This window comes from Paraburkholderia ferrariae NBRC 106233 (genome assembly GCF_000685035.1).
GTDB classification, from domain to species: Bacteria; Pseudomonadota; Gammaproteobacteria; order Burkholderiales; family Burkholderiaceae; genus Paraburkholderia; species Paraburkholderia ferrariae.
This window is the reverse complement of the sequence record NZ_BAYB01000008.1, coordinates 393,389-405,254: the sequence shown is the minus strand read 5'-3', so window position 1 is coordinate 405,254 and position 11,866 is coordinate 393,389. Positions and strand designations below refer to the sequence as shown.

Genomic DNA, 11,866 nt, shown 5'->3' with positions numbered 1-11,866 from the left:
TCCCTCTGAGAGCCGGGGCTTCGGCGTTGGTGCGAACAGGAGCTGCCTCTGGCGCCGCGCAGAATAAAAAGCCGTCCCGAGGGACGGCTTTTTCATTCACGCGAACACACAAACGCAAACGCGCGTTAAAGCCTGTGCCTAATGCGCAGTCTTTGGCGCAGCGGCAACCGCCGCATCCGGCATCGCCGATCCCACCAGGGCCTCTTCTTCCGCAAGCTGTTCCTGCGTCAGTTCCTCGAGCAGCGCCATATCGCGAGCAATCACCTCCGGGAGATGCGCCCGCAGGAACTCGACCCACGTCTTGGTCTTGGCATCGACAAATTTGCGCGACGGATAGAGCGCATACACATTCGTCTTCTGCAGCTTGTGCTGCGGCAGCACGCGCACGAGCGTCCCGTTGCGCAACCCTTCGATCGCCGTATAAACCGGCAGAACGCCGATGCCCATCCCTTCGCGAATCGCCACAGCGAGCGACTCCGCGATATTCACCTGTACCGGCCCATCCACGTGCATCTCGACGTTCCCCTCTGGTCCCTCGAGCGCCCATTCGTACGCGGGAAGCGCCGGCGTTTTCAGAATCAGGCAATCGTGATGGGCGAGGTCGGCGGGTACACGCGGCACGCCGTGCGTACGCACGTAACCGGGCGACGCGCACAGGATGCTGTAGGTCGTCCCTAGCTGATGCGAAACGAGATCCGAATTCGGCAGCGACGAAGCCGTGACCACCGAGACGTCGCTGCTGCCCTCGAACAGATCGGGCATGCGTTGCGAGAGCGTCAGTTCGACCGTGACTTCGGGATGCAGCGCGCGATAGCGCGAAATGGCCGGCAGCACGTACTGCTGGCCGAGGCTCGCGAAACTGTGCATGCGCAGCGCGCCGGCAGGACGCTCATGCGCGCCGCTCGCTTCTTCCTCGGCGCTGCCGACGTCGGCAAGGATCTGCGTGCAGCGTTTCAGATACCGTTCGCCGGCGGGCGTCAGCGCGAGACGGCGCGTCGAACGGTTGAGCAGGCGGGTGCGCAGATGCGCTTCCAGTTCCGATACAGCGCGCGACATCGCGCCCGTCGTCGAATCGAGCGACTGGGCTGCCGCGGTAAAGCTGCCCGCTTCGACGACGCGGACAAACACCCGCATATTTTGTAGCGTATCCATCAAACCTTCTTGTTCGGCACAGAACCGATATTGTCCGCCTCGCGGGCCGCGGCATTGTTGAGCGATCTGGAACGGAGGTTCCCCGTCCGTCCCGTTAATTGGCCGCAGTGACGCTCCTACAATCGGCGCCAGGATTCCTGTTTCCCTCCTGTTTCCCGCAGGCGCCCCTCTTCACAACAGCCCCGAGCGTAGTGCCATTCCCATGACCCGCCAGCATGCGATTCATCGAGCGTTCGACTCGCGCCGGCGGACACAGGCACTGCGGCGCGCCACGCGGCGTGCGTTGCGCGAGTGGCTTGCCGCTGAAGGCGCGATCTGGCTGCATCTCTTCAAGACAGTCGCGGCCGGCTTGCTCGCGATGGGCATTGCAATGCTGCTGGACCTGCCGCAGCCGCGCATTGCGATGACCACCGTGTTCGTGCTGATGCAGCCGCTCTCGGGCATGGTGTTCGCGAAGAGCGTGTACCGGATAATCGGGACCAGCGTCGGCATGATTGCCGCGGTCGTGCTGGGCGGCGTGTTCGTCCAGCAGCCCGAACTCTATATTGCCGGGCTCACCTGCTGGGTCGCCGCCTGTACGGCGGCCGCCATGCGCAACCGGCATTTCCGCTGGTACGCCTTCGTGCTCGCCGGCTATACCGCCGCGCTGATCGGCGTCCCCCTCGTGCAGGCGCCCAACGGGCTCTTTCTTGCTGCACTCGGCCGCGGGGCCGAGGTTGCCGTGGGCATTCTCTGTTCCGGCATGGTGAGCGCGGTGATCGTGCCCCGGCAGACCGGCTCGCTGCTCGAACGAACCCTGCGCACGCGGTACCTGGATTTTACTGCGTTCGCCTCCGGTATGCTGTCTGGCCGGCTGGAACGGGGTGCGTTCGAGGGCCGCTTTGCGCGTCTTGTCGACGATGTGGTCGGCTTCGAGGCGACGCGTGCGTTCGCCTTCTTCGAAGACCCCGTCATGCGCTCGCGCAGTCCTTTGCTCGGCCGCCTGAACAGCGAGTTCATGGATGTGTGCGCACGCCTGCACGCGCTGCGGCAATTGCTCAAGCGTCTGAGCTGGGACAGCGGCGCGATTGCACCGCTGGCGCCGTATCTCCGTGAACTGGCCGCGTGGCTTGGCGAGCGTCCGCGTCGCGGCGAGAACGATCGCGACTACGCGCTGCGTCTTGCAGATGCCCTGGAGGCCTGGCAACGCACGCTGCCGCGCCATGTGCGCGAGACGCGGCGTCCGCTGGAAGCGGGGGCGCCCGATGCGCTGCAGGACTTCGATACCTCGGCGGAACTGGCATGGCGCTTCACCTCGGAGATCGTCCGCTACAGCCGTACCTATGCGTCGGTGACGCAGCCGCGTCTCGCGCAGGAGCCGCGCACGACGCGCTACGTGCCGCGCACGAGCTGGTATGTCGTCGCGTTCGCATTCTTGCGCACGGCTGTCGTGATGGCCACGCTCGGCTGGTTCTGGATCGAGACGGACTGGCCGAGCGGCGGCATGGCCGTGATTGCGGCGGCGCTCGCCTGCGCGCTCACCTCGTCGGCGCCCAACGCCACCCGCATGGCTGCCCAGATGGCCGCAGGCGCGGCTTGCGCAGCCGCGACCGGGTATCTGTACACCTGCTACGTCTATCCGGTCATCGACGGCTTTCCATTGCTCTGCGCCACGCTTGCGCCGGTGCTGGCGCTTGGCGCTTTTCTCGCCACGCGGCCGCGCATCTCGGGCTATGGCGTGGGCTTCTCGGTGTTCTTCTGCCTGCTGGCCGGCCCCGACAACGTAATCGCCTACACGCCCGATCTCCTCATCAACAACGGCATTGCGGTCGTCGCCGCGATGCTGCTCGCTGCGCTCGCCTTCGCGGTGGTGTTTCCGCCGCGCATGAAATGGCTCGTCGGCCACATGTGCGCCGAATTGCGCCGCCAGGTGGTGATCGCCTGCCGCGGCGACCTTGCGGGACTCGGCCAGCGCTTCCAGTCGGGCACGCACGATCTGATGCACCAGTTGCGTCTGCTGCTCAACGGGGACAGGCGTGCTCACCGGCGCGCGCTGCGCTGGATGCTCGTCACGCTCGAGGTGGGGCACGCAGTGCTGGACCTGCGTCGCGAGGCCGGGAGGGCGGGGTGGCTATCGGCGCTGGACTCGCGCTGGGAACCGGCGCTCGAACAGGTGCTGGACGACATTGCGCGGCTTTTCGAGCAGCCCGACGCGCAGAAGGTTGAGCGCGCACTCATCTCCGTGCGTGCGGCGACCTGGGTGGCCCAGGCGGCGCTCGATCCGGTTCGCGAGGAGCGCGAGCGCCGTCATGATGTCCAGCGCCTGCTTTCGCATCTCCATTTCATCCGCAGCGCGCTGCTGGACCGGGATGCACCCACAGGCGCCCTGGCCCGCCGCCAGCTCCCGCGCGGCCCGGCGCACATTCGCGCGAGCCGTTGAAGCGCTGGTTGCGCGGGCTTTTCAACGGTTCCCAAACGATCCCCAGCGGTCCCCAGCAGTCCCGCCACGCGATCTTGTCACGCGCTGGAAATATCCCTTCTATCTCGCCTGCTTAATCAAATCGGGACCGGGTCATATAGTCACATCACTGCCCGGCAGTATTCAGGCAGTACCCGTTAGCACTGGAGAGCAAGATGAAGTCCCTGAAGATCGCTGTTGTTGCCTGTTCGCTGTTTGCCGCCGCTGCGGCCCACGCACAGAACGAGGCACCGGTCGCGAGCACCTCCCAGCAGGTTGCCCAGGCCGCCCCGCAAGCCGCCCCCGTCGTGCAGGCACCGGTTCAACGCCGCGCCGCGACGCCGGCAAAGAAGGACGAGTGTGTCGGTCCTGCCAGCTTCTGCAACCTGTATTCCGGTAGCTGAGCACCGCTAGTCCGGATGCAACATTCGCTCGCTATGAGCCAGGCGCCAAGCCTGATTGATCATGCCGCGGCGCCTTCGAACAGGGCGGCGCGGCATTGCGCATTGTGGCCGCAAAAGTTTGTTGTTGACGCCGCAGTGTACGGCAGCCGGTACTGAGCGCGAGCATCGCGCGGGCCGGCAAACAGCATGTTTCTGGAGACTCTGATGTACGAAGACCGTATTCGTTGTGCCGCCCTGCGCGGGAAGATCACCACCGCCGCCGAGGCAGCGCGGCTCGTGCGCAACGGCATGCGTGTCGGCGCGAGCGGCTTCACGCGGGCGGGCGACACCAAGGCCGTGCCGATCGAGCTGGCCCGCCGCGCGCGCGAGGAAAAGGAACCGCTGCGCATCACGCTCATGACGGGTGCCTCGCTCGGCCACGACGTCGATCGCATGCTGACCGAAGCGGGCGTGCTCGAACGCCGTCTGCCGTTCCAGGTCGATACCACGTTGCGCAAGGCCATCAATCGCGGCGAAGTGATGTTCGTGGATCAGCACCTCTCCGAGACGGTCGAGATGCTGCGCGCCAACCTGCTCGGCAAGCTGGACCTCGCCATCATCGAGGCGGCCGCGATCACGGAAACGGGCGGTATCGTGCCCACCACGTCGGTGGGCAATTCGGCGAGCTTCGCGATCCTCGCGGAGAAGGTGATCGTCGAGATCAATCTCGCGCAGCCGCTCGGGCTCGAAGGCCTGCACGACGTCTGGATTCCGGGCCGCCGCCCGCATCGCGATCCGCTGCCGATCGTGCGCGTGCAGGATCGTGTCGGCACGCCCATCATCGATATCCCGCCCGAGAAGATCGCGGCTATCGTCATCACCAACGAAGCGGACAGCCCTTCCACCGTGCTGCCGGCCGACGAAGAGACGGCGTGCATCGCCGGCCACCTCATCGACTTTTTGCAGCACGAAGTCAGGCACGGACGCATGAGCGCGCAACTGCCGCCCTTGCAGGCCGGCATCGGCACGATCGCGAATGCGGTGCTCTCGGGCTTCGTGAACTCGCCGTTCGAAGCGCTCACGATGTATTCGGAAGTGCTGCAGGATTCCACCTTCGATCTCATCGACGCGGGCAAGATGGTGTTTGCCTCGGGTGCCTCGATGACGCTCTCCGCGCCGCGCCAGGCCCAGGTGCTCGCCGATCTCGACCGCTATCGCGACAAGCTCGTGCTGCGCCCGCAGGAAGTGAGCAACCACCCGGAAGTGATCCGCCGGCTTGGCCTCATTGCGCTGAACACGGCGCTCGAATGCGACATCTACGGCAACGTGAATTCGACGCACGTGGGCGGCACGCACATGATGAACGGCATTGGCGGCTCGGGCGACTTCGCGCGCAATGCCGCGTGCGCGATCTTCGCGACCAAGGCCATCGCAAAGGACGGCCGCATTTCGAGCATCGTGCCGATGGTGCCGCACGTGGACCACAACGAGCACGACGTGGACGTGATCGTGACGGAGCAGGGCCTCGCCGACCTGCGCGGCCTCGCGCCCCGCGAGCGGGCCGCGCTCATCATCGAGCGCTGCGCGCATCCGCTCTATCGCGACCTGCTGCGCGACTACTACAAGGCGGCGCTCAAGCATGGCGGCCAGACCCCGCACAATCTCACCAGGGCGTTCGAGATGCACCTGCGCCTGAACGAGACGGGTTCGATGTTGCCCGAAGACAGCGCGGGCACGGGCGCCCTCGTCGTCAACGGCTAGGCGTGCAGGCGTGCGCCTGGCGTTGCCATAAAAAAACGGGAGTGCCGATAACGGCACTCCCGTTTTGCTTGTGCGCAATCAAGCCGCACTCAAGCGCGCCGCTACGCGCGTTTGAATAGCCGGATGACGAACAGCAGGATGACCGCGCCGATAACGGCCGTGATGATCGAACTGATCCAGCCGCCGCCGATGTGTATCCCGAGGACGCCGGCGAGCCAGCCGCCGATGAACGCACCCACGATCCCGACGATGATATCGACGATCAATCCGAAGCCGCCGCCCTTGACGAGCACGCCGGCGAGCCAGCCCGCGATTGCACCGATGATGAGCCAGGCGATGATGCCATGTTCCATATTGAGCACTCCCCTTATTGATGTGAGGTGATGTGCAGCTTAGACCAAGGGCGGGAGGCCGTCCACGTTACGTGTCCAGAATTGACACTTATTAAAGAGTGGCGCGCATCGTTCAAAGATGTGCAACAGTCTTGCAATTGAAATGAAAGCTTGAGTGCCGCCCCGGTTCCTGCCCGGGTCGTCCAACCCCTCACTCGGGGGCGACCTCGGTATCCACGGCCGTCCAGCTCACGCTGGACACGCCTTTTTCCATGCTCAGGCGGCTCGCCATCAGTTCGAGCTTGGACTGGAATTTCGGATGCATGCGCACCGTCGCCGTCACCCGCAGCCGTTGCGACTCGCCGGGCACGTCCTCGCTCGTCAGGCTTTGGAAAGAGAGCGGCGTCGAGTACATCGAATTGGAGAGCACGGTACGGATATGGATCTCGTCCTCTTCGCGGCAGACCACCGTGAGCACGTATTCGCGCACGAGATCGGCAGCCGACACCGGAGTCGCGTTGATCACGCGGCTCAGTTCGCGCAGCGCGGTATTGATGATCAGCACGGCCACCGTGCCGGCCGCCGCCGGGCCGTAGTGGCCCGCGCCCGAGAGCACTCCCACCGCCGCCGAGCACCAGAGCGTCGCCGCCGTGTTGATGCCCTGGATAGACCCCTTGTCGCGCATGATCACGCCGCCGCCGAGGAAGCCCACCCCCGAGACCACGTAAGCCGCGATCTGCGTGATGCCGGACGAACCGTTGCCGGTCAGCACGCCGAGCGTGACGAACAGGCACGCCCCGGTCGCCACGAGCACGATCGTGCGCAGGCCCGCCGTCCGCTGGCGAATCTGGCGTTCCAGTCCGATGGCGACGCCGCAGGCGAACGCCATGAGCAGGCGCAGGACGAATTCGAGAGTCATCGTTTTGTCATGTAAGCGTCGTCGCCCCCATGCGACGCGGCATACGGGCATCGGGACGGCCGCATTGCGGCACGGCGGTTGCGCCGAGGATCATACGCGGCGCGGCCCCGCTCGCCAAGCTGTCGGCGCTGTCATGTAGAGGTCAGCATGTGGCCACGACCTCTCCTTCACACTGGCGCCATTCGTGTTACGACAGGCAGGATGGGCAGAATGAACGGGAGCTACTGATGGATACGCTGCGCAATATGCGGATCTTCGTGAGAGTCGTGGAGTCGGGCAGCTTCACGCGTGCCGCCGCGAGCGAAACCATGACCACCGCGCAGGTGTCGCGCGCCGTGACCGACCTCGAATCGCGTCTGCGCACGCGGCTCCTGAACCGGACCACGCGGCGCATGTCGCTGACCGAAGCGGGCGAGCGCTACCTGCAAAGCTGCAAGCGCATTCTGGCCGATATCGAGCAGGCCGAAGCCGAGGCCGCCGCCGCGCATGCGAACCCGGCGGGCAAGCTGCGCGTGTATGGCGGCACGAGCTTCGGGCAGCACTATGTGATGCCGCTGATCGCGCGCTACCAGCAGCACCTGCCCGAGGTCGCCGTGGACCTGACCATCGCGCAGCAGATGCCCGACATCATCGAGGAAGGCTTCGACGTGGCGGTGGTGGTGGCCGCCGAACTCGAGGATTCCGCGCTGATCTCGCAGCAGTTGGGCAGCACGGCCGCCATCCTGTGCGCCTCGCCCGACTACCTGCGCGCGCGCGGCGTGCCGCAGTCGTTCGACGACCTCGCCGGCCATACGTGCCTGCATCTCACCGATGCGAGCCTGCCGGCGGGCCAATGGGTTTCCGAAGGGCCGCACGGCGACACCTTCCGCCATACCGGCGTCACTCCCTTCCAGGTGAACAATCCCGAAGCGCTGGCGCTCGCGATCCGCGAGGGCATGGGCATCGGTCCGCTGCCGGTGCCGGTGGCGCTGCCGGGCCTCGCGGACGGAACGCTCGCGCGCGTGCTGCCCACGCACCGGCTGCAAAAGCTCAATATCTATGCGCTCTACGCGTCGCGCCGCTATCTGGACGCCAAGATCCGCACCTTCGTGGAGTTCCTGCGCGAAAAGGTGCCGCTCGTGCTCGCGGAGCAGGAGGCCGCGCTCGCCACGTGCGACGTGCCGTCGCCGCGCCGGGGCCCGGCGGTGCCCTTGCGCGCGCGCGATGCTCGCGACGCCCGTGAAATACGCGGCGACGCGGAGCGGCTGCGCCTCGTCAACTGAGCGCGCGGCGATAGCGCGTGGCAATTGCGCCTGGCGACAGCCCTTCGCAAGAGGCCCCGGCAAGCGCACCTGGCAAGACCCACGCCAAGCCGCGCCAAAGCCGGGCCAAAAGCTGTCCATTCCGGTCCGATTGAAGCCGTAACAGCGGCGCCCATGCACGACGCCGAAGCTTTCGGTTGCCTGTTGTAACGCCCCTTCGCGGTGCGCCGGCAGCGATTCTTCCGCGTTCTGCAATCGGCGTTGCCAGGGCGTTCGCCGGCTGTCAATTTCGCCATATTGGCGCCAGCAAAGCGCCACTCCTGTTGCCTATCATGCGGCACCGCCTGGTTAATGCGTACCGGGTCAATGCTCCATGTCCGTTAGTTCAAAGCCTGCCTGAAACAGTCACATGTGGATTGTCAATCTCGCACTGAAGCGGCCCTACACGTTCATCGTGATGGCCATCATGATCGTGCTGGCCACGCCGTTCGCCCTGATGCGGATGCCGACCGACGTGCTGCCCAACATCAACATCCCCGTGATCAGCATCATCTGGTCGTACACGGGGCTTTCCGCGAAGGACGTGGCCGACCGCATCACCTCGGTGAACGAGCGCGGCCTGACCACCACCGTCAGCAATATCGAGCACATCGAATCGACCTCGCTGCCGGGCATCGCCGTCATCAAACTGTTCCTGCAGCCCGGTGCGAGCGTGCAGACCGCGATTGCCCAGGCCGTGGCCTTCGAGCAGGCCACGCTCAGGCAGATGCCGCCCGGCGCCACGCCGCCGCTCGTCATCAGCTATTCGGCCTCGAGCATCCCAGTGATCCAGCTCGGCCTGTCCAGCCGCACGATGAGCGAGCAGGCGATTGCCGACCTCGCGATGAACTTCCTGCGCCCGCAGCTCATCACGATTCCCGGCGCGCAGGTGCCGTATCCGTACGGCGGCAAGACGCGCGTGATCTCGGTGGACATCGACACGCGCGCGATCATTGCGAAGGGCCTCACGCCTGCCGACATCGTCAGCGCGGTCAACGCACAGAACCTGATCCTGCCCACCGGCACCGCGAAGATGGGGCAGACCGAGTACCGCGTCGATACCAACGCCTCGCCGGACACGCTCGCGGGCCTGAACCGCATTCCCGTGCAGACGATTAACGGCGCGACGACTTACCTCGGCGACGTGGCGCACGTGCGCGACGGCTACTCGCCGCAGACCAACGTCGTGCGCCAGGACGGCGTGCGCGGCGTGCTGATCTCGGTGCTCAAGAACGGCGATGCTTCCACGCTGCAGGTCGTGAGCGACCTCAAGGGCCTGCTGCCGAAGGTGCGCGACACGCTGCCCGCCGACCTCGTCGTGAAGCCGCTCTTCGACCAGTCGATCTTCGTTTCGGCGGCGGTGGCGGGGGTGGTGCGCGAGGCGCTGATCGCCGCGGCGCTCACGGCGCTGATGATTCTGGTCTTTCTCGGCAACTGGCGCAGCACGCTCATCATCGCCGTTTCGATTCCGCTGTCGATTCTCGCTTCGATTCTCGCGCTCTTCGCGCTCGGCGAAACCATCAATATCATGACGCTCGGCGGCCTGGCGCTCGCTGTCGGGATCTTGGTGGACGACGCGACCGTGACGATCGAGAATATCGAACGCCATCTGCATCTCGGCGCGAACCTTCACGACGGCATTCTGGAAGGCGCGGGCGAAATCGCGGTGCCGGCCCTCGTTTCGACGATGTGTATCTGCATCGTGTTCGTGCCGATGTTCTTCCTCACCGGCGTCGCGCGCTTCCTGTTCGTGCCGCTCGCCGAGGCGGTGGTGTTCGCCATGATTGCGTCGTATATCCTTTCGCGCACGCTGGTGCCGACGCTCGCGATGCTGCTCTTCACGCACGGCGCCCCTGATGCGGGCCACGCGCATGCGGGTGCTTCGCGCTCGGTGTTCGCACGCATGCACGAGCGCTTCAATCACGGCTTCGAGCGCGTGCGCGCCAATTACATCGCACTGCTGAGCCTGCTGCTCGCGCGCCGCCGCGTGTTCGGCACCAGCTTCCTCGCGTTCTGCCTGCTCTCGCTCGGCCTGGTGTTCTTCCTTGGCCGCGATTTTTTCCCCAGCGTGGATTCGGGCAACATCCGCCTGCACATGCGCGCGCCCACGGGCTACCGCATCGAGGAAACGGCGCGTCTTGCCGACGAGGTGGAGCGGACCATCCGCCAGGTGGTGCCGCCGGACCAGCTCGAAACGATCGTCGATAACCTCGGCCTGCCGTACAGCGGCATCAACCTCTCGTACAGCAACGCGGGCACCATCGGCACGCTCGACGGCGAGATCCAGATTGCGCTCAAGCCCGATCACGACCCTTCGCACGTCTATATCGACAAGCTGCGACAGTTGCTGCCGCAACGTTTCCCGGGCGTGGAGTTCTTCTTCCAGCCCGCGGACATCATCACGCAGATCCTCGACTTCGGCCAGCCTGCCGCGATCGACGTGCAGGTGATGGGCGCGAACCTGGGCCAGAACATGGCGCTCGCGGGGCAGTTGCTCAAGGAGGTGCGCCAGATGCCCGGTGCCGTCGATGCGCACATCGAACAGCGCAACGACGAGCCCGAGCTCACGCTGGCCATGGACCGCACGCGCATGCAGCAGGTGAACCTGAGCCCGCAGAACGTCGCGCAGGACGTGCTGATCGCGCTCTCGGGCAGCACGCAGACGGCGCCTGCTTTCTGGGTGAGCCCGCAGAACGGCGTGGAGTATCCGCTGGCCGTGCAGACGCCGCAGTACCGCGAGACGTCGATCAACGAGGTGATGGGCACGCCGGTGATGTCGGGCCCGAATGCGCCCATCCAGCTCGTGAGCAATCTGGCGCAGTTGCGCCCGCACGTGGGGCCCGCCATCGTCACCCACTACAACATCCGCCCCGTGATCGACCTGCTCGTGAGCGTGGAGGGCAGCGATCTCGGCAGCGTGGGCTCGCGCATCGACGATCTCATCAAAAACGCGCAGGCGCAGGCGCCGCGCGGCACGACCATCACCATGCGCGGCCAGATCGGGACGATGCGTTCGTCGTTCATCGGCCTGGGCGTGGGGATTGCGATGGCCGTGGTGCTGGTCTATCTGCTCATCGTCGTGAATTTCCAGTCGTGGGCCGACCCGCTCATCATCGTCAGCGCGCTGCCCGCGGCGCTCGCCGGCATCGCGTGGATGCTCTTCATCACCGGTACGCACCTGAGCGTGCCCGCGCTCACCGGGGCCATCATGACCGTGGGCGTGGCGACGGCCAACAGCATTCTTGTCGTGGCGTTCGCGCGCCAGCGGCTCGCCGCGGGCTCGACACCGCTTGCGGCCGCGCTCGAAGCCGGCGCGACGCGTATCCGCCCCGTGCTCATGACGGCCTTCGCCATGATGATCGGCATGGTGCCGATGGCGCTGGGCCTCGGCGAAGGGGCCGAGCAGAACGCACCGCTGGGCCGTGCCGTGATAGGCGGCCTGCTCTTTGCTACGGTTTCTACATTGCTGTTCGTGCCGCTGATGTTCGCGACGGTGCACGGCCGGCTTGCGCGGCGCGCCGAACGAAAGCGCGAACGCGAAGCGCGGCACGGGCTGCGCTGACTGGCGGCGGCACGTTATCCGGCTACGTCCTCGGTTACGT

At 65.8% G+C, this 11,866-nt stretch carries 8 protein-coding genes; 5 read left to right on the top strand and 3 right to left on the bottom strand.

The window, feature by feature from the left end:
- Nucleotides 1–138 precede the first annotated feature (138 nt).
- Complete coding sequence (locus tag BFE01S_RS10575) at nt 139–1,152, bottom strand: LysR family transcriptional regulator (RefSeq protein ID WP_028225461.1); 1,014 nt, start codon at nt 1,150–1,152, stop codon at nt 139–141.
- 202 nt (nt 1,153–1,354) lie between these two features.
- Here BFE01S_RS10575 and BFE01S_RS10570 point away from each other — a divergent pair, with 202 nt between their 5' ends.
- The 3 genes from BFE01S_RS10570 to BFE01S_RS10560 all read left to right on the top strand — a co-directional run bounded on the left by BFE01S_RS10570 (nt 1,355) and on the right by BFE01S_RS10560 (nt 5,733).
- Nucleotides 1,355–3,571 (top strand): FUSC family protein, encoded by a 2,217-nt coding sequence (locus BFE01S_RS10570; protein WP_028225460.1) that lies wholly within the window; start codon nt 1,355–1,357, stop codon nt 3,569–3,571.
- Between the two features lie 194 nt (nt 3,572–3,765).
- Nucleotides 3,766–3,993 (top strand): hypothetical protein, encoded by a 228-nt coding sequence (locus BFE01S_RS10565; protein WP_028225459.1) that lies wholly within the window; start codon nt 3,766–3,768, stop codon nt 3,991–3,993.
- A gap of 204 nt (nt 3,994–4,197) precedes the next feature.
- Nucleotides 4,198–5,733, top strand: coding sequence for an acetyl-CoA hydrolase/transferase family protein (locus BFE01S_RS10560; protein WP_028225458.1), 1,536 nt, complete (start codon nt 4,198–4,200; stop codon nt 5,731–5,733).
- Nucleotides 5,734–5,834: 101 nt separating this feature from the next.
- Here BFE01S_RS10560 and BFE01S_RS10555 read toward each other — a convergent pair whose 3' ends face one another.
- Complete coding sequence (locus BFE01S_RS10555; RefSeq protein ID WP_028225457.1) at nt 5,835–6,086, bottom strand: GlsB/YeaQ/YmgE family stress response membrane protein; 252 nt, start codon at nt 6,084–6,086, stop codon at nt 5,835–5,837.
- Nucleotides 6,087–6,276: 190 nt separating this feature from the next.
- On the bottom strand, nt 6,277–6,984 hold the full coding sequence (locus BFE01S_RS10550) for an MgtC/SapB family protein (RefSeq protein WP_028225456.1): 708 nt from the start codon (nt 6,982–6,984) through the stop codon (nt 6,277–6,279).
- Between the two features lie 227 nt (nt 6,985–7,211).
- Here BFE01S_RS10550 and BFE01S_RS10545 point away from each other — a divergent pair, with 227 nt between their 5' ends.
- The gene (locus BFE01S_RS10545; protein ID WP_028225455.1) at nt 7,212–8,246 is read left to right on the top strand and encodes a LysR family transcriptional regulator; all 1,035 of its coding nucleotides are present in this window, start codon (nt 7,212–7,214) and stop codon (nt 8,244–8,246) included.
- A gap of 388 nt (nt 8,247–8,634) precedes the next feature.
- Complete coding sequence (locus BFE01S_RS10540) at nt 8,635–11,826, top strand: efflux RND transporter permease subunit (RefSeq protein ID WP_028225454.1); 3,192 nt, start codon at nt 8,635–8,637, stop codon at nt 11,824–11,826.
- Nucleotides 11,827–11,866: the final 40 nt, after the last annotated feature.